Annotated in this window: 13 protein-coding genes and 2 pseudogenes; 11 read left to right on the top strand and 4 right to left on the bottom strand. The window is 43.8% G+C overall.

From position 1 onward, the window contains the following. Positions 1-542: 542 nt before the first annotated feature. From KQI32_RS11820 to KQI32_RS11810, 3 genes are read left to right on the top strand one after another with little or no spacing between them, the layout of a single operon-like run. Entirely contained in the window at positions 543-3,818 is a 3,276-nt protein-coding gene (locus tag KQI32_RS11820) for an S-layer homology domain-containing protein (RefSeq protein WP_216425538.1), read from the top strand. 17 nt (positions 3,819-3,835) lie between these two features. Next, entirely contained in the window at positions 3,836-7,747 is a 3,912-nt protein-coding gene (locus tag KQI32_RS11815) for a discoidin domain-containing protein (RefSeq protein ID WP_216425530.1), read from the top strand. Beyond that, on the top strand, positions 7,744-10,041 hold the full coding sequence (locus KQI32_RS11810; RefSeq protein WP_216425521.1) for a sialate O-acetylesterase: 2,298 nt from the start codon (positions 7,744-7,746) through the stop codon (positions 10,039-10,041). The genes KQI32_RS11815 and KQI32_RS11810 overlap by 4 nt, the downstream gene beginning before the upstream one ends. Here the strand turns inward: KQI32_RS11810 and KQI32_RS11805 are convergent. From KQI32_RS11805 to KQI32_RS11800, 3 genes and pseudogenes are all read right to left on the bottom strand, one after another. Next, positions 9,989-10,423 (bottom strand): IS3 family transposase, encoded by a 435-nt coding sequence (locus tag KQI32_RS11805; RefSeq protein ID WP_374197084.1) that lies wholly within the window; start codon positions 10,421-10,423, stop codon positions 9,989-9,991. The genes KQI32_RS11810 and KQI32_RS11805 overlap by 53 nt on opposite strands. Then, positions 10,404-10,615: pseudogene (locus tag KQI32_RS13685) on the bottom strand (ATP-binding cassette domain-containing protein); the annotation flags it as partial. The gene KQI32_RS11805 and the pseudogene KQI32_RS13685, both read right to left, overlap by 20 nt. Positions 10,616-10,681: 66 nt before the next feature. Beyond that, positions 10,682-10,992 (bottom strand): annotated as a pseudogene (locus KQI32_RS11800) (sensor histidine kinase); the annotation flags it as partial. Positions 10,993-11,788: 796 nt separating this feature from the next. Here KQI32_RS11800 and KQI32_RS11795 point away from each other — a divergent pair. Beyond that, positions 11,789-13,030 carry a sugar MFS transporter gene (locus KQI32_RS11795; RefSeq protein WP_216425518.1) on the top strand — a complete coding sequence of 414 codons (1,242 nt, stop codon included), beginning with the start codon at positions 11,789-11,791 and terminating at the stop codon, positions 13,028-13,030. Positions 13,031-13,564: 534 nt separating this feature from the next. Here the strand turns inward: KQI32_RS11795 and KQI32_RS11790 are convergent. Continuing rightward, positions 13,565-13,939: a metal-dependent transcriptional regulator gene (locus KQI32_RS11790; protein ID WP_216425516.1), complete on the bottom strand. Its 375-nt coding sequence runs from the start codon at positions 13,937-13,939 to the stop codon at positions 13,565-13,567. A gap of 243 nt (positions 13,940-14,182) precedes the next feature. On the opposite strand from KQI32_RS11790, the gene KQI32_RS11785 reads away from it, so the two are divergent. The 7 genes from KQI32_RS11785 (at position 14,183) to KQI32_RS11755 (ending at position 19,849) form a co-directional block, all read left to right on the top strand. Beyond that, complete coding sequence (locus tag KQI32_RS11785) at positions 14,183-14,395, top strand: FeoA family protein (protein ID WP_216425514.1); 213 nt, start codon at positions 14,183-14,185, stop codon at positions 14,393-14,395. 585 nt (positions 14,396-14,980) lie between these two features. Beyond that, positions 14,981-15,202 carry a ferrous iron transport protein A gene (locus KQI32_RS11780; RefSeq protein ID WP_216425512.1) on the top strand — a complete coding sequence of 74 codons (222 nt, stop codon included), beginning with the start codon at positions 14,981-14,983 and terminating at the stop codon, positions 15,200-15,202. A 364-nt stretch (positions 15,203-15,566) separates the two neighbouring features. After that, complete coding sequence (locus tag KQI32_RS11775) at positions 15,567-17,966, top strand: ferrous iron transporter B (RefSeq protein WP_177689976.1); 2,400 nt, start codon at positions 15,567-15,569, stop codon at positions 17,964-17,966. Positions 17,967-17,981: 15 nt separating this feature from the next. Then, positions 17,982-18,155 (top strand): FeoB-associated Cys-rich membrane protein, encoded by a 174-nt coding sequence (locus KQI32_RS11770; RefSeq protein WP_177689978.1) that lies wholly within the window; start codon positions 17,982-17,984, stop codon positions 18,153-18,155. An 89-nt stretch (positions 18,156-18,244) separates the two neighbouring features. Then, entirely contained in the window at positions 18,245-18,535 is a 291-nt protein-coding gene (locus KQI32_RS11765) for a DUF2325 domain-containing protein (RefSeq protein WP_177689980.1), read from the top strand. A gap of 56 nt (positions 18,536-18,591) precedes the next feature. Further along, positions 18,592-19,146 (top strand): DUF3793 family protein, encoded by a 555-nt coding sequence (locus KQI32_RS11760; protein ID WP_177689982.1) that lies wholly within the window; start codon positions 18,592-18,594, stop codon positions 19,144-19,146. Between the two features lie 265 nt (positions 19,147-19,411). After that, entirely contained in the window at positions 19,412-19,849 is a 438-nt protein-coding gene (locus KQI32_RS11755) for a flavodoxin (RefSeq protein WP_177689985.1), read from the top strand. Positions 19,850-20,015 lie beyond the last annotated feature (166 nt).

Here is a 20,015-nt window from a genome sequence, read left to right as displayed (position 1 = left end):
CTTCTTGAAATTTTCATCATATTTTTTGGTGAAGTTGACATACAAATACCTCCTTGTAGGGGGTGTAAAAAATGATATCATATTTTATATTTTCTGTCTACTTTTTTAATATAACACCAGGTAGACCTGTTTATGGGTGAGCCAGTAAAAAAGAGCAAAAGATAAAGCCGCCTTAGCGGCGGCTTGAAAAAGTTTGCGGCTGGCAGACGATTCAGAGGGCTTTCAGCCCAGCCAGTAACATGCCCTTATAGGGCTGAGCAAGCCACCGGCTTTGCCGGTGGTTATGACTATAGTAGCTTTTTATACCATAAAAAATAAAATAGTTCAAATATAATTATAATAATACAATATCAAAATCCCTTTGCTGAACCGTCTTTTGGGGTATGAGAAGCAGAAACTTGTACGATTCCATTTTTTTAATGGATTATTTTAGAATAGAAAATTTTATTTATTGAAAATATACAAATACAATGATATAATTTTGATAAATATATATTTTTTATCTAGTGACTATATACCAAGAATGAAGGGAGTTTGTGATTGTGAAAAGAAACGTTTTGTTTACCAGCAGGTTGCTGACGTTTGCAATGCTGGTCAATCTGTTCAGTGCAGCAATGTTTTGGAATGTATCTGCGGCGGAACTGGTTAATCTGGCAGCAGAAAAATCGGTAACGGTAAGTAAAGAAACTTCAGGAAAAAATCATGGAAGGGTAACGGACGGAAAAAAGGATATATCCACTACAGCCAGTGCATGGAATGTACATCCGGGTGAGTATATCGTCATAGACTTGCAGGAAAGTGTGGATTTTAACCAGGTTGTAGTCTATGAATATTCCGCTATGAGATCAAAAGGCTATAAACTGGAGGTATCAAAGGACAATCAGAGCTGGACAACGGTCAGTGAAAGCGACGACCTCGTTACAAACACCGATACAGGTGTGGTGACAAACACACCTCATTATAAGGGCGTCATCAATTTTAATATGATCAATGCCCGTTATGTCAAATTGACGATCAAAGAATTGGCGGAAAAAAATACAGCATACATAGAAGAGATAGAGGTTTATAACGATCCGAATGCCAAAGCACCGGAACCGGGGGAACAAATCAATCCGGGCGGCAGCGACGGCGATAAGCCTTCAGGTACCGGTTATTCAGATATCAAAGAAAGTATCGACGCGGTCAATACTCTGACCGGTCTTGGAATTATGCGGGGATACGGCGACGGAACCTTTCAGCCGGAAAATCTGATGACCAGGGGAGAATTTGCTGCTGTCATCGCACGAACCATGAATATGGAAGAGGTGTTTTCCGCTAATTCAAACAAAAATATTTTTTCTGATGTTCCGGCTGCAAATCAATTTGCAGGATATATCAATACCTTATATGACATGGGATTGATCAGCGGAACATCGCCGACGGAATATAAACCGGACGATCCGATTCTGTATGAACAAGCTGTCAAAATCATTGTTAACCTGGTTGGCTATACGCCGCTGGCGGAAGGAAAGGGCGGCTATCCTTACGGTTACATTTTGACGGCGGAAGAGCTGGGAATTACGAACAGCTTAAAAGAGCGGAATGTAGGAGAAAATGCAAAGAGAATCACAATTACACAGATACTTTACAATGCACTGGAAATCGATATGATGGTTGCCACTTCCGCCGGAGATACGCCTTCTTACGAAATACAAAAAGGAAAGACAATCTTAACTTATTATTTCAAAGCGGCTAAAAAAAGAGGAATCCTGCTGTCTACCTGTGATTCCATCAGCCATAACTCTTCCATGCTTTTGGAGGACGAGGTCAAGATAGACGATGTCACCTATAAAATCGGTGGTACAAATGCCAAAGATTATCTGGGCTATTGTGTTTCTTTTGTATACCGGGAAGACGCTGTAATGGGCGAATATATCTTAATCAGTATCAGCGAAGCGCCGCAGAGAAACCGGACGCTCCGGATTGATTCCGATGACATTGAACAGGTATCTGTTGATTCGGTTGCATACCAGAAAGATGAATACAGCAATACGCAGTATGCGAAAATTTCTTCGAGCGCGACGGTTTATTATAACGGCAAGGCTTTGTCCAGCTATGGCGCGGATATCTTAAAACCGGACAGCGGCAGCTTGTTTTTGATAGACAATAATGCGGACGGAAGCTATGAAGCTGTTTTCGTAAAGGAATATATGAACATTGTTGTGGATCGTGTCATTCCAGAAGAAAACAGGATTGTAAGCAAATACAGCAGCGGTCTCAATTTGGTTCTGGATCCGCTTGACAGCGACTATACTTTTTATTTGCGGAAGGATGGCAAGACCATTGCATTATCCGAGCTGAAAGAATGGAATGTCATTTCCGTCACAGCGGATAAAATGCTTGACAGCGGAAAAGGAAAAATCTGCGATACAGAGAATGCGACTTTATACTATCTGGATGTTTCCGATCAATCGGTATCGGGGACAATCGAACAGGAAATCGCAGGGGAGCAGAAAGCGGTCATTAACGGTAAGGTATACCAGTATGCAAAAAATATTCAGTATGACAGTACAAAGCTTCCAAGGCTGGGGGACAGCGGCACTTTCTATCTGGATGTCTACGGAAGGATCGCGGCGTCCGGCGAACGCGCGAGCGAAGAAGTTTCCATGGGATATCTCTATGGAATCAACAACGACTCCAGCAGTCTTGAGACGGATATCCAGTTTAAAGTATATACAATGGATGACAAGCATGAGATTTATTCCCTGACGGATAAAATCCGAATCAATGACGGGGCAAGCAAGCCTGTCTCTATGGAATTGCTTCAGTCCTGCGGAATCGTCAGTATGGACTCAAACAGCGGATGGACATTAAACAAGGAACTGATTGCCTTTAAATGTAACGCGGATGGAAAAATATCCGCTCTTTATCCGCCGGTTTCGCCGGAGGAGAATCCGGATCGCAAAGCGGTTTTGGAGAAATCCGTGCCGCTGGCTTCATCTACCCGCTATTATCGCAGTTATTTAAAGAAATTTATGGCGGTAACCACGGACGTATATTGTGAAGAATTTTCCACAGATACTAAAGCGAAGGTTATAGTGGTACCCGGCAAAAATTCAGATGCGGACGATCCTATGAATTATGAAATCAAGTCGATGTCCTATTTTGTAAACGGGACAAAATATGCGGTGGAAGGATACAACATGTCAGAAATCGGGACCGTTCCGATTATTCTATGCTATAGAAACGCGGAGACAGTCGACGGAAAGGATTATCTGATTCTGGTAAGCCGTATTATTACGACTGTCAATGAGGAAGGAGATCTGGTTAAAAAGATCGAAGGGATTTATAACGGGAAAGAAGTTTCCTATCTAACTAATTCGGATCCCAAAATTCTTGCGGAATTTGAAGAATCCAATCCAAAATGCGTCAAAGCGGGAGATTTGCTTGAAGTGGATCTAAACCGAAAGTCGGAAATATGCATTCTGAAGAAACGGTTTGACCATACGCTGGAAACAGATAAGACGAAATCACAGATTTCTAATCCGGATAAGAGCAGCGAATATGTTCAGCTTACTTACGGTGAACTGGTAGACAAGGACGGAGATTATATTAAGCTGCGTTTTACCAATCCTTACCGAAAAGACGCGGACGGAAACCCGCTTGTGGAGGTACGGACTTTTTATGTCGGCGGTTCAAAAGTTTACCGCTATAAAACCGCAAACAAGAAAGCGGAAATTGTTTCTTTGGATTCCCTTGTGCCAGGCGCACAGAACAGCTGGGTTTTGCTCCGGTTCTATAACAGGCGGCCCAGAGAAATCGTTATTTATGAAAACTGAGTTGTGGAGGTGAGCATATGAAATGGTTGAAAAAGAGTTTATGTTCCGTGATTGTGCTTTCTTTGCTTGCGAATATGGTGATTGTATTGCCAATTGTGTTTGCTGAGGAGCCGGTTAATCTGGCGTTGAAAAAAACGGTAACGGTAAAAAGGGTGACATCCAAAAAGGATCATACCAAAATCACAGACGGCGTGCCGTATGCCAATGCTACAGGAAGCACCTGGAACGCAAAATCGGATGAATGGGCAAAAATTGATTTGGGCGCGGAGACTGCTTTTAATAAAGTCATGATTTTTGAACATGGCTCTCAAAAAGCTTATGGATATAAGCTGGAATATTCTAATGATGACAGTACATGGAGTCTGATCAAAGAGAGCGGGGACAATGAAATAGTTTGTACCCAGCGAGGTGAAATGTCAGGTTCAAATAAAACGATCAATAATTACTATGGAGAAATAAAATTTTCTGCCGTAACCGCAAGGTATTTTAGGCTAACTGTTAAAAAAGCCTATGATGCAGAAGCGAATAAGGCAGCCACCTCCTATATTTCGGAGGTGGAACTATATTTTGATGACAGCGTGTCAGTGAAGCCGGCAGAAAACTCTGATTATCTGGTGGACGGACAAAAGAAAGTGATTTCCAACATTCCGCTTGCAGACAATAGCACGGCAATCCTCGGCAATTTAGTGATTCCGGAGGGGTATACGGCGGAAATCCGCGATAAAGGCGGAAACGCAGTGAATGACGGCACTGTGGAAACCGGCTTTAATCTAGTGTTGATGGACAGCAACTCGAAAATAGCGAACGAGTATTCCATAAAAATGGGGAGAACAGAAACCAGAATCGACAGCGGTAAATATAACGTTGACGATCAGAAGGGAACGATTTCCGAAATTCCGCACTCCGATAAGCTGATATCAAAATTCACACAATATCTTACATTGCCGGAGGGAGCCACCTTCACTTTGCTGAGGGATGACAAGCCGCTGAAAGACAGCGACAGTTTGGCGAACGGCGATGTTCTGCTGGTCACCGCGGAGGACGGGGAGACAACCGTGCGTTATACCATCGCGCTGGAGGCCTTTCTGACATCGGAGAGATATACGATCAGTGACGAGGAAGCGACCATTACCAACATTCCCTTTTCCCACCGGAAGCTGGAGATTTTCCAATCCAACCTGACTGCCGGAGAAAATATGTCCTATGAGATATACCGGAACGGACAGCGTGTGACTGCCGGTAAGATTGAAACTGGAGATATCGTATGGGTATCCTCTTCCACTACAGGATCCAAACAGCAGTATCTCGTTATCGTTAACGGTCTCAGCAGCGAAACCGCGCTGAACGCTTTGTACTATCAGATCGATAACGAAAAGAATACCATTTCCGACATTCCTTTGACGGATATTTCCATTAAAACGATAACGCGGAAGCTGCAGGAATGCCTGCCAGACGGCGCATCGATGCTGTTGCTGCAGAGCAATGGACGGGACATCCTCCAGGGCAATATTTCCGTCGGCTGCCAATTGATTGTGACAGCGGAGGATGGAGCTGCCAATAGGACTTATACCATTACAGGCGTGGAGACAAACGAAGGGAAGACGAATTTGGCGCTTGGAAAGCTGCATAGTGTTTCCTCGCAATCCAACGATACCTCCTTCGCGGCGGAAAATGCTCTGGATGACGATATAAACACAAAATGGGCGCCAAAGGGAAGCTCTGATGATTCGAATCCATGGCTGTGCATTGACTTGGGCAGTGAACAGCTCATCAGCAAACTCAGGACAGTTAATAATCCGACAAATTATGACAGAGTGAAACGGTTTGAATTTCAGTACAGTAATACACCGGATGACCCGCAATCCTGGCAGAGAATTTGCGGTGTGGATGACGGAACGGGTCTCGGCGGCGCAAGCGAGAAAAAAGATTTTGTTTTGGATACGCCGTTAAAAGCGCGCTATATTCGGTTCTATGTTCTCGAGCGCAACAGTTCGATCTATATTGCGGATCTTGGTGTTTATGGAATAGAAGGTCTGCCTTATCTGATATCAGAGAAATATATTGTCGATGACGACGAGATGAAAATCATGGATATTCCGCAGTCTGACAGGTCTGTGGAGGTATTCAGGCAGAATTTGTCGCTGTCGTTTGAAACCGCTGAACTTCAAGTTTGTGACAGCGAAGGAAATTCGGTAGCAACCGGCGATTTGGCGGAAAGGTATACAGTAAAGATAAGCAATGAGAAAGAAAATAAGGTTTATCAGATTCAATTGCAGCAGCAAAGCCCTGTAATAGAATCCGTTGAGATTCAGGGAGAAAACTTGATTGGAGAAACCCTGAAAGCGATTGCCGTCTGCAATGACGAAACAGCGGATATCTTGTACAGATGGTGGAGAAGCGATGCGGCAAACGGCACCTATCAAAGGATCGAAGACGCCCAGAGCAGCCAGTATACGATCACGGAACAGGATGCCGGAAAATATCTAAAGGCCGACGCGATTCCCGTGAGCACAACCGAATCCATCTACGGAAAATCAGTTATGAGCATCACTCCGATTCCTGTGGGAGAACTCAGCTTTGGCAAACAGGTTACTGCGAGTTCTGAGACGACAGACTGTGAGGGAATCAAAGCAATTGACGGAGATCATTCTACTTATTGGGCGGCTGCCCGGTCAGAGACGGAACAGCCGGAATGGCTGACGGTTGATTTGGGTCAAGAGTACACCTTCAACCATGCCCAAATCAAATTCTATCGCTCGTCCGAAATCCAGAATTACACTCTGAGCTATTCGAAGAACGGGGAATCCTGGACGGAAATTGTTGCAGAGACTTTGAAGGATACGGAAAAGGATATTGTGTTCAAAGAAATTTCCGCGCGCTATATTCGGGTTTCCATAGCGGCGAAAGGAAAGTCGGCCGGAATTTATGAATTTTCTGTCCGGAACAGCAATTTCACAGCTGCTGAAAGGGAAGTTGCCATAGCGGAAACCATCGCCTACCTTAACAAAGCAATGGGTACAGACAATAGCGAAAACCAGCTGACCAGTGACATTCTTCTGCCGGCTGTGGGAATAAAAACATCTATTTCCTGGGAATCGAACACTCCCTCTGTCATTAAAGTGGAAAATGGTGTCGGAAAAGTTTTACGGCCTCAAAGCGGTGCGAATAAGAAGGTTACTTTAACCGCAACAATCATGTGCGGAAACAGCTCACAGAAAGTCCGCTATACCTATCAGGTTCCTTCAGTCAACGGAACGGGCGGAGGCAACGCCAATGGCGGCGGAGCAGGAAACGGAGGAGGAATCTCTTCCAGCACGGCGCCTTCTTTCACGGTTCCAACGCAGACGCAGACTCCTGCTGTGACGGAACCAAAGCTGAAAGATATCGCGGGTTCCTGGGCAAAGCCTTATATTGAAACCCTGCTGCAGGACGGTATCGTATCCGGGACACCCGATGGATATTTTGAACCGCAACGCAATATAACCAGGGAGGAATTTCTGAAAATGCTGATGGAAGCTTTCCGTTTAAAGGATGCTTCCGCAAAGGCTGATTTCAAAGATGTTCCAGAAGACGCATGGTTTTCTCCCTATGTTGCCGCGGCACAGAAAATGGGGATTGTAAAAGGTGATGAGAACGGTTTCTTCGGAATCGGAGAAAATATCAGCCGACAGGATATGGCTGTCATGGCTTGCCGGGTGGCGGAAGCCGCTGGCGTTTCCCTCGCGGGGGGCAGCAATCTTATCTTTACCGACAGCAAGGAAATTGCATCTTATGCAGCAGACAGTATTGCAGCTTTATTCAAAGCTGGCATTATTAACGGCATGGAGGACGGAAGCTTTCAGCCGGAAGGGTTTGCGACACGAGAACAGGCTGCAAAGATAATGTGCATGCTGTATAAAACAAATAAGGAAGGGAGTTTGGAAACGTGAAAAGAACGATTTCATTTACCAGTAAATTGCTGACGTTTGCAATGTTGTTTAATCTGTTTTTTACGGCAGCGTTTTATAACACGTCCGCGGCGGAGCCGGTTAATTTTGCAGCAGGAAAACCTGTTACAGTAAGTAAGGAAACTTCAAAAAAAATTCATGATAGAGTAACGGATGGGAAAAAGGATATATCCGGTTCTGCAAGTGCATGGAATGTGCATCCGGGCGAATATATTATTATTGATTTGCTGGAAAATACAGATTTAAACCAGGTTATCGTATATGAATATTCTTTCCAGAGAGCCAAAGGATATAAACTGGAGGTATCGAAGGATAATCAAATCTGGATGACCGTAAGTGAAAGCGATAAGGTTCTCTCCGATATCAATACAGGCGTGGTAACCAATACGCCGCACTATGCGGGCGTCATCAAATTTAATAAAACCAACGCGCGTTATGTCAAACTGACCATCAAAGAACTGACGGAGAACAAGGTAGCTTATATAGAAGAAATTGAAGTTTACAATGCTGCGGAAGGGCAAACTATACTGGAAGGCAGCAAGACCGAAGTTCCCACACAAACAACAGCTCCAACTGTTACCGCAAAACCCCAGGGGGATCAATCCAATTTCGCCCTAGGAGCGTCTGTTACGGTAAGCAAAGCCGTTTCCGGTAAAAAACACGAACTGGTGACGGATGGGAAAAAGGCAATCTCTACGACCGCCAGCGCTTGGAACGCTCAGTCGGGCGGTAATATCATACTTGATTTAGGAAAAAATCAGGAATTTAACCAGGTCGTTGTCTATGAGTACTCTTTTCAAAGAGCTAAAGGAGCCATTCTTGAAGTTTCAGAAGATAACAAAACGTGGAAAAAAGTCAGTGAAACAAACGATGTGTTGTCTTCCGTTGATACAGGTGTAGTGACCAATACACCTCATTATGCAGGACTTCTTTCCTTTGACAAAGTAAATACACGCTATATTAAGCTGACGATAAAGGAAACGACCGATGGTAAGGTGAGCTATATTGAGGAGATCGAAGTTTATAACGCTTCCGATCCAACGGCTTTTCCGAACAGCACCGTGGTAAAACCAACAGTTACTCCAGAGCTGTCGGCGCCGAAAGTAGCCAATCCGGTGCCTTATGCCAATGATAAATTTGATATTTACCTGTTTATCGGTCAGTCTAATATGAACGGAAGAGATTCTATACCCGCTGAGGATATGGTGGTGCTGGACAAAGCATTTTTATTTAATGCTGACGGAAAGTGGGAATATGCGCAGCCATATTCCAAAGCCGGTTCAAAATATTCCGCGGTACAGGGCTTTAACCGCTATTCATCCGTGGATAATGACAGCATGAACGGTATGAATTCAGCTCTGTCCTTTGCCAGAGCACTCTGCGCAACGATACCGAATGACACGGGAATCGGAATTATTTCCAACGCAAGAGGCGGAACCAGCATTGAGCAGTGGCAGAAAGGCTCTGGCGAAAATTTGTATGAACAGGCTGTGGAAAGAACAAAAAAAGCATTGGCTCTGGGCGGAAACCTGAAAGCCATCTGTTGGCTGCAGGGAGAATCCTGTGCAAGCAAACCAGATTATCTTCAGAACTTGAATAAAGTAGCGGAAGGGATACGCAGTGAATTGGGCGTTACCGCCGAACAGGTTCCGTTTATTGCAAGCCAGGTTCCTTTGACTAGACCGACACAAAATGAAACAATCAAAAAAATTGCAACGGTAGTCTCCAACTCAGACTGGATCAGCAGCGAGGGAACGGATACCATTGACAAATTACATTTTGACGCACAGTCACAGCGGTTGTTGGGAATCCGGTATGCAGTCAAAGTGCTGGACAAAGTATATCAAAAAGAGATAAATGAAAATACACTCTATCAGACGGTCTATGGAAATAAGCAAGACGGTAATAAACCGGCTGAACCAGATGGGGAATATAAAGTGATTGTCAACGGAAAGAGCTTAGAAATGGACGTTCCTCCCATGCTAACGGGAGATCGGCTGTTTGTGCCTTTGAGAATCATCTTTGAAACACTGAATGCAACGGTTGAATGGGAAGAAGAGACACAAACAATCACCGCCAGACGGGGAGATACAACCATTATAATGCAGGTTGGCAGTGAAAACGCCAGCATCAATGGTAATTATGCCTCTGTCGACGTCGCCCCAATGATTGTAAACGACAGAACTTTAGTGCCGATTCGATTTGTATCTGAAAGCCTTGGCGCTACCGTTGACTGGAGTGAAGAGACAAAAACAGCCACAATAACATTGCAGTAATTCCGTAAAAGGGAAAAGCCTGCAGGGGTGACCCGCCCCCAGTCAAGTAGACAGACAAAATAACAAAAGAAAATTTATTTGAGAGAATTCCACTCTGCTGCGCGGCAGAGTGGAATTTTTTACATCGCCGCAACGGAGTCATACATTTTAGTTTTAATTGGTAACGTTTTGTGTTGTAAAAATGAATATAACTTTCAATAGCCTTTGTCAGTTCCTCTTGTGAAGTGAATTTTTTGAGATAATACATTTCGGACTTTAAGATATTCCAATATCCCTCCATAGATCCGCTATCAATACATCTTCCAACCCGGGTCATACTCTGTCGCATACCGGCATTCATTAATTTGTTATGAAAGGTTTGAAAACGTGTCCTTGCCGTCAATAAATAGCCGGAGGTAGGAGTATCAAGCGCGCCTACCATATTGAGCAGGGTTGATTTCTCGCCTCCGGACTCTCCGACTATCGCAACAAACTCACCTTGCGGAACGGCAAAGCTGACATCTTTTAATGCCTGGACGGCTGTTTCTTCACTACCGTAAGTTTTACTTAATTGTTTGACTTCTAATAAATTCATAGTATAAACACCTCTTTCTATACTGAAAGAATAACATACAAATCCTACTGTAATATGAATTTAAGCCTATAATTTTGTAGAAATTAAGAAATTTATAATAAAAATGTTGAATCCGTGCCCAATTCACTGTCAACCGCAGTTGTGCCGTCATGGGCTTCTATAATTGCTTTTGCAAGCGGTAAACCAAGACCGATGCCCTGAATATCCTTTGAAAACCGGCTGCGGTAAAACCTTTTGAAAATATGGTGCAAATCTTCGGGGTGAATACCGCTTCCATTATCTTTTATTATAATCTGAACAACAGATGCAAAATGCCTCCATTCAATGCTGATTCATCCGTCATCTGCTGTGTGGTCAAGTGCGTTTTTTATGATATTGTCTTATTGCTTGCGTACGAGGTTGAAATATCATTTTCAGGTACGGAAACATTAAACAATAAAATCATTCGTTTAATACTTTCCGAAAAAATACAATCAAAAGGGGCTGACAATTCGGAAAAAGCGCGGTATAATTCAAATATACACTCTGTTTCACTGGGGGATTATTATTTGGTGCGATCAACATGGGCGATACTTCCACTATGCGCTTAGCAGCAGGATGCATTAGCCCGAAGGCAAGGGGGCTCCAAAGAAGCAAATACAATTTTATATGTTTGCAATATTACACTATCCGCTATAAAGACAGTGGAGCAGAAAGAAAGGCTTAATGAACTGGAAAGAGAACTTGAGATGTTACAGAAATTATTAACCCTTTAAAAAAACTTTTTATTCATCGGTATTTTTTATGACTTGATATATGAGAAAACGCGTTCATTGCCAGTGAATTGAATGCCATTTTCACATATGTTAGCGATAGAAAAAGTTATAAATTTGTGTTATAATAATCACAAAAAGTCTTGCACAGCAAGCCTTTTGGCGTTGTCCATTCGTGCTTTGCACGAACTGTGATATTAGCAGCTGCGAAAAATGCCTTTGCAAGCATTTTTACTTATGGTATAATAACCACATGAAGCTCTAAGGCATTGAAAATGCCAAAGAGTTTGAATTACAATACTGCGGCGGCATTTTGATGTCTCCGCTGTTGTATAATGATTTTGAGTCAGCATGTTGTGTTGCTTTTTCATTCGACAAAAAATAGATTGCTTGATTTAATTATTAGGGAGATTTACAAAAAATGAAAAAATATAAGCTTACAAAATATGCATGCTATACGGCTAATGTATCCATGTCTGTAGTGGCGGCACTGTCACCACTTCTGTTTTTAACATTTCGAACACTTTACGGAATATCGTATGCAATGCTTGGCGCATTGGTTTTGATAAATTTTTGCACACAGCTTTCGGTGGATTTGCTTTTTTCATTTTATTCTCATAAATTTAATATGACGAAATCCGTGAAATGGATGCCTGTTCTTACCACAGTTGGACTATTTATTTATGCCGTATTTCCGATTTTATTTCCAAATGCGGTTTGCGCGGGACTTATGATAGGGACGATTATATTCTCAGCATCCGGAGGGCTCGCGGAAGTTTTGATAAGCCCGGTTATTGCGGAGATTCCGTCTGAAAATCCGGAACGGGAGATGAGCAAGCTGCATTCTATTTATGCGTGGGGTGTTGTGGCTGTTGTTATTATCAGTACCATATTTCTGCAGGTTTTCGGCAAAGAGAATTGGCAGTTGCTTGCTTTGCTATGGATGACTGTTCCGTTGATTTCCTGTATTCTTTTTGGAAGAGCGGAAATTCCTGTATTGCGGACTCCTGAAAAGGTTTCGAATGTGTTTCAGCTGATGAAGGATAAAAACTTTTTCCTTTGCTTTCTTTGTATTTTTTTTGGTGGAGCAAGTGAATGTACCATGTCACAATGGAGTTCAAGTTATCTTGAGCAAGCGCTGAACATCCCGAAAATATGGGGCGATATTTTCGGGGTCGCTCTGTTTGCCGTTATGCTTGGACTTGGCAGAACGCTATATGCAAAGTTTGGAAAGGATATTTACAGAGTATTGATCCTTGGATCAGCTGGGGCGACTGTGTGCTATATGACTGCGGCAATTTCAAATATCGCTTTGATAGGATTGGTCGCATGTGTGTTTACCGGATTTTGCACAGCTATGCTCTGGCCCGGCAGCTTGATTGTCGCGTCGGATAAATTTTCATATTCGGGGGTAGCAGTATTTGCGCTTATGGCGGCAGGAGGGGATCTTGGCGGTGCAGTGGGACCGCAAATTGTTGGCTCTATCACAGATTTTACGATGAAAAACAATCATATCGTTTCCGCAGCAAATTATTTAAGCATGTCGGCAGAACAGTTTGGAATGAAAATAGGAATGGTTTGTGCTGCCGTATTTCCACTGCTTGCAACGGTATTCTTTGTGATAATCTATAGGCGGCACCGCAAACTTTCCTGCACAAAATGATTATCATCCTGTATAAGCATTAGAGAGTGACCACCAATATTGGTTACATATGCAAATTTTCCGCAATCCTGCGTCAAAATGTTCGTTAAGCCGCCAGATTATCTGCACTTTTCCCTTGTCCTACAAAAAATTTGCTCTGTGAAAACTCTAGACCCTGCACGCAGGGGAATTTTCGTTTCTCGGGTGCGTATGAGGGAAGCTGCTGAGTCTCTATGATTGAGGTGAGGACACGTTCCATTGACTGAGAAAGTGATAATCGCATTGAACATTTTGTATTTTGTGAGAAGTGTTAGTGCTGTTTTTATTGATGTTTATTTCAAGTTATATATTGACATTATGAGCGTTTTATGCTAAATTATATGTGTTGTTAGTTGTTGTCTAGTTGTTAGTTATGTTGTGCAGAATTTTGCAAAAACTGATAATATAAATGCCGCTTGCATTTTTGCAAGCGGCATTTATATTATTCTCATGAAATGAACGGTAAAATGGAATTGTTTTCATTAGGGTGATACAGTCCGGCTGCTGGATTCCGTGTTAAATAATATTGTGACAATTCAAATGCTCTTTGATTTTTTCAAAACTGGCATTGCTGATATCATGCTCGATTTTACAGCTGTCCTCATAGGCAATTTGCTCGTCAACGCCGAGAGCAATCAAGGCTTTCGCAATAATCTGATGGCGTTCGTATACTTGTTCCGCAACCGCCAGTCCTTTTTTCGTCAGAGAGATGCCTCCATCGCTGTCCACTGTAATGTAGCCCTCCTCGCGGAAAGATTTCATGGCGACAGATACGCTGGGTTTTGTAAAGCTAAGATGGTTTGCAATATCAATACTTCTCACATATCCATTTTTGTTTTTGAGCATTAGAATTGCTTCAAGATAATTTTCTGCCGATTCTTTTATTTTCATAATCATTGCCCCTTACAAATTGAAACTTATATGATACATTTATACTATATTATATTATATCTGGTTAGGAAAGTCAAACCAATGATTTTGTCATCGCACAAACTTGGAAACCAAAATAGTTAATTTGACAAATTACTTGTTTATAGAAAAAATTATTGACAAAACAAGTTAGTTATGATAAACTAACCGATGGGAGTTAGTGATTGCTAACTTAAATTTTGAACGAATGGAGCAGGAGGTAAAATGATGCCGTTAACGCTTGCAAATATCGGAGAGGACAATATTATTAAAAAAATCGGCGGTAAGCCGGAAGTAAAAAAACATCTTGAAAACCTGGGTTTCGTTTCCGGCGGAAATGTTACCGTGATTAGTACTCTGAGCGGAAATGTGATTGTGAATGTAAAAGAATCGCGGGTGGCAATCAGCAGGGAAATGGCGCAGAAAATTATGGTGTAGCAGGTAAGAATCAACGCAATCGGATTGGCATCATCGAAATTTTCTCAATTATGTGCGAAAGTACCGCACAATTTTACACAATTGTGTGAGAATGCAATCTCCTGAGAGGTCGGCAATCCAAAAAGGCAGGGCATATCAAGTTTCATATTCTATGCTTAAAGAAGAGAAAATGTTTATTATTCCTGCGGAATATTGGGAATAGGGAACTGCTGCAGTTTGCACTGACAAGAGCCCGCTTTTCTGTAACCATATAACCTCGCCGTATGTCCCCCATTTCTAAAGCGGCGGGAAGCTTATGGAAAGAGCAAGCGGCGAGCGTCATCTTGCGCTTCGCTCGGTTGAAACACCATTAAGGTAACTTTTGCTGCGCAAAAGTTTTTCATGAAATCTTGTTATAACTGCGGGCAAGATGTTCCCCGCCTCTTAAGGCGGCGGGTGCCATATCCGCAATCAGCGGGAGTACAATCTCCCGCTGATTGTGGCGCTGCATAGCAGTGACCTTGTCCTCGTTGAATGACGGGGCAAGCCCTTATTGAAAAATGTAAATTCATTTATTGAAAATATATTGTGAGGAGGATACGAAAAATGAAGACTTTGAAACAAGCCAAGATTGGCGATACGGTCAGAGTTGTTAAGCTTCACGGGGAAGGGGCAGTGAAACGGAGGATGATGGATATGGGCATTACGAAAGGGATTGATGTAAATATCTGCAAGGTTGCACCTTTAGGGGACCCGGTGGAAGTGACTGTGCGAGGATACCAGCTTTCACTGCGCAAAGCGGACGCTGAAATGATCGAAGTGGAATGAATAAGCATAGAACACAGTATCCAAACCCGCCGCAATCAACCAAAAACGGAATTTTTCTGTGTTGTCGGGCTTGTCATACGCCGGTATGCCTGCACCCTTCCGCCTTGAAAACTTCTCGTTTTATGATTGCTTTCGGTTTGCAATTTTTTTGATTCGATTTTTTGTCAGGACGAGGAAAAAGCACAGGGTATACTGGCGTATGCGCGGGCATTTTGACGACGTCATGGCGGAAAAGCGTTCAAAAAAACGGGTTCGTATGCTGTGCTCTATGCTTAACCTGGGAAATAGCGTGCAAAGCGCATTTTTCTAAAAAATTTTATCATTTAGTTAGAGAATACTAACTTTGGAAGAGAGGAATGAAACAATGAACGTAAGAATTGCCCTTGCGGGTAACCCAAACAGTGGGAAGACAACATTGTTCAATGCGCTTACCGGTTCCAACCAATTTGTTGGAAACTGGCCGGGCGTCACTGTGGAGAAAAAAGAGGGGAAGCTGAAAAAACGGGAAGGCGTCATTATTACAGACCTTCCCGGCATCTATTCCCTCTCGCCGTATACTCTTGAGGAAGTGGTGGCAAGAAATTATCTGATCGGCGAGCGGCCGGACGCGATTTTGAATATCGTGGACGGGACAAATTTGGAACGAAACCTGTATCTGACTACGCAGCTGACGGAACTGGGTATCCCGGTGGTGATTGCAATCAATATGATAGACGTGGTGAGAAAGAACGGCGACAAAGTGAATGTGGAAGAACTCTCCCGTGAGCTGGGATGCAAGATTGTTGAAATATCTGCTCTTAAGGGAGACGGAGTTATGCAGGCTGCGGAAGCTGCTATTAACGCGGCGCGATCTGGAAGAACGGTTCCGATGCATACATTTTCCGGCGCAGTGGAGCATGCTATCGCCCATATTGAGGAAGCCGTTCTGCATGACATGCCGGAAGAGCAGCAGCGCTGGTATGCCATCAAGATATTTGAGCGGGATGAAAAGGCACTGGCTCAGCTGAATCTTTCCAAAAATGCTCTGTCCCATATAGAGGAGGATATCAAAGCGGCGGAAGCGGAATTGGATGACGATGCGGAAAGCATTATTACCAATGAAAGGTATGTTTATATTGCCTCCTTGATGAAAGGCTGTTATAAGAAAAAGAGTGCAGGAAAGCTATCCACCTCAGACAAGATCGACAAAGTGGTTACCAACCGGTTCGCTGCGCTGCCCATCTTTGCGGCAGTCATGTTCCTGGTATACTACATATCTGTTACAACTGTGGGTACATGGGCTACGGACTGGACCAATGACGGACTGTTCGGGGATGGATGGCATCTGTTTGGAATCGGGAGCAGTCAATATGAAGAGGCGATGACCGAATACGCTGCGGAAAATATTTGGACAGTAGAATTGAAGAGTACTGTAGAGAGTGCATCGGCGGCAGGTGTTGTAGGTGCGGATGACATTTTGGGAGCGATCGAGGATGGGGATTTCGGTGCGTTTGATGAAGCCGTAGGAACTTTCAGTGATTCTCTTACGGAAGCGGGATTTGATATCTCGGAGCTTGTGGATGCCGCAATGGAAGATGCGCCGGACACCTCGGCGTTCGGCATATGGGTTCCGGGCATCCCGGTGCTTGTGGAGAACGGGCTTGACGCTGTGAATTGTGCGGATTGGCTGAAAGGGTTGATTCTTGACGGTATAGTCGGCGGTGTTGGTGCGGTTCTTGGATTTGTTCCTCAGATGCTGGTGTTGTTTCTCCTCCTTGCATTTTTGGAATCATGCGGTTATATGGCTCGGATTGCCTTTGTCATGGACCGGATTTTCAGAAAATTCGGTCTTTCCGGGAAATCCTTTATTCCGATGCTTATTGGCACAGGATGCGGCGTGCCAGGGGTTATGGCTTCCCGAACAATCGAGAATGACCGCGATCGGAAGATGACCATCATGACAACCACCTTTATTCCCTGCGGAGCAAAGCTTCCGATCATTGCGCTGATTTCCTCCGCCTTGTTCGGCGGTGCGTGGTGGGTCGCGCCCAGCGCTTATTTTGTGGGAGTGGCGGCCATTGTGATATCCGGTATCATGCTGAAGAAAACCAGAATGTTTGCGGGGGATCCTGCTCCGTTTGTGATGGAGCTTCCGGCATATCATTGGCCGACTTTCTCCAACATTATGCGCAGTATGTGGGAACGAGGCAGTTCCTTTATCCGCAAAGCCGGCACCATCATTTTGCTCTCCTCCATCGTAATCTGGGCGGGCTCCTGTTTTGGATTTGTTGACGGCTCCTTCGGATTCGATGCTGAAATGGAATTGGAGAGCAGTATTCTCGGCATTATCGGCGGCGGAATCAGCTGGATCTTTGCGCCGCTCGGCTTTGCAAACATCAAAGCAACCATAGCAACCATCATGGGACTGGTGGCAAAAGAGGAGGTTGTCGGTGTGTTCGGCGTGCTTGACTTTGAAGGCATGACGCAGCTGGCGGCTTACTCCTTCCTCATCTTTAACCTGCTGTGCGCTCCCTGCTTTGCGGCAATCGGCGCAATCAGGCGTGAGATGAACAGCGCAAAGTGGACTTGGTTTGCAATTGGTTACCAGTGTGTATTCGCCTATGTGATTTCCTTGATTGTATACCAGTTTGGCATGCTGTTTACTGGAAGCGGGAACATCATTGGTTCTATCTTTGCTTTTATGCTTACAGGATTGCTGCTGTTTATGCTGTTCCGGCCGTATAAGGAGTCGAGCACGCTGAGAGCGGCGGTGAGAGTCAATTAAAAGGAGGAGATTTCGATGCTTGCGTGGGTGAGTCAAAATATTGCAAATATCATTATCGGTGCCGTGATTCTTGCAGTTATCATACTGATTATCGTGTCAATGCTTCGGAAGAAGAAACAGGGAAAGACCTCCTGTGGATGCGGTTGCAATGATTGCGGAATGTCCGAAATATGTCATGACAAAAAGTGATATGGAATTACATCTGGAAGTTGCAGCGCTGTTTTATGCGCTGCAGGCTTCCAAAACAAAAGAAAAACGGATAAGAAGGGAGCCGGCGAATGAGCGTTGTCATTGTGGGCGGTCATGACAGAATGCACTGCCGTTATAAAGAGATATGCAAAAGATTTGGGTGTAAATGCAAGATATTCACCCAATGTCCGGGAAATTTGAAGGAGCAAATCGGTAATCCTGACATGGTGATTGTTTTCACCAAAACCGTTGCGCACAAGATGGTCAATGTAGCTTCACAGCGCGCGGAGAAAGCAGGTGCTGTCATCAAACACTGCCATTCTTCCAGTGCTTGTGCTTTAAATGAAGCATTAACGGAATATTTTGGGAAAGCTATATGAATCTATTTTTTAAGCAAAAAGTTAGTTAATACTAACTTAGGAGGAGGCGAATACTTATGATAGAACATATAATCGCTTATCATTGCGGCCCTGCCCTAGCGGGTATCAAGCCGGCAAATATCGTATCGTGCCATAAGGAAAAAATACCGGATTTGCACCGAGAGATAGAACGGCTGAACAGTCAGCTTAATGGAAAGGATATCTATCTGGAAATATTATGCGAATGCGGGAAGAGAGCTCTTGTCATGGTATACAAATCTAAAATTCTTTCCGCACACCTGAGGGACAATGAGATGAAAAAGCTTTTAAAATCGTTTGGATATCCTGAAAACAGCAGTTTGAAAATTCAGCTTGAACAGTTGAAAAAAAGATTGAAAAGGGAGAACTTTCCTCATGAGATAGGTGTGTTTTTAGGCTATCCAATCCATGACATTCGTGGATTTATCGATCATAAGGACGAGGGCTGTCTTCTTACCGGTGAATGGAAGGTGTATCAAAATCCGGAGAAGGCGAAGGCACTTTTTCGCAGATATCACATGTGCAGACGAGCGATTGTGAAGCGGCTTGCTGAGGGAAAGACACTTGCACAGGTTTTCTGCGCAGTTTCGTAATATCGCAAACTAGGGCGAAATGAGTTAAAAATTTTTGAGGAAATAACATAAGATGAAGTGGTAATTTAGCAGATTTCACAAAATAACGAGCGAAGCAAACTTGTGTTTTTCAGAACGAAAAACTTTTTATAACGAAAGGAAGAGGTTCCCCGCCTCATAGGCGGAGAGTTCCACTTCATTTTTCTGTGGTGATACAATCCACCGCAGAATCGTTGCATTCCAGGGCTTTGCCCCTTATTGAAAATAAATGAAGGAGGTTTTACAGATGCACAAAACAGCAGTGATCTATTGGAGTGGTACAGGAAATACAGAGGCTATGGCAATGGCTGTTCTGGAAGGTGCGAAAGAGATAAATCCGGAAGCCATAGTGTTCAATGTTTCAGAAATATCGGTATCCGATGCATTGTCCTATGATACGTTGATTTTGGGGTGCCCTGCTATGGGAGCAGAAGTTCTGGAAGAGGAGGAGTTTGAACCGTTCTTTCATGAGCTGGAAAACGGTCTTTCTGGAAAGAATGTCGCCCTGTTCGGCTCCTACGGCTGGGGAGATGGTGAATGGATGAGAGATTGGACGAAGCGCACAGCATTATCCGGTGCAAAGCTGGTTGAGACGGAAGGTTTCATGATAAACGAAACACCCGATGCCGAAGGCCTTGCGTTATGCCGTGCACTGGGGAAAAAAGCAGCGTCGGTGTCGTTATAAATATCTCTTTTCAGGCGGCAGACATTTGTCTGCCGCTTCAGCCTGTCGAAAAACGCATGGATTCCATCAAGCGAATCCACGCGTTTTTGTGTCTATTGGGAATAAAAACATGAGTATCCGATGCAGCGTGCCATGGTTCCCATCCCGCCACTTCCACATGGCCAGC

Source organism: Acetivibrio sp. MSJd-27, from assembly GCF_018918095.1.
Classification (GTDB): domain Bacteria; phylum Bacillota; class Clostridia; order UMGS1840; family HGM11507; genus HGM11507.
Note: the sequence above shows the minus strand (reverse complement) of the source record. Positions and strands in the feature narration are given on the sequence as shown.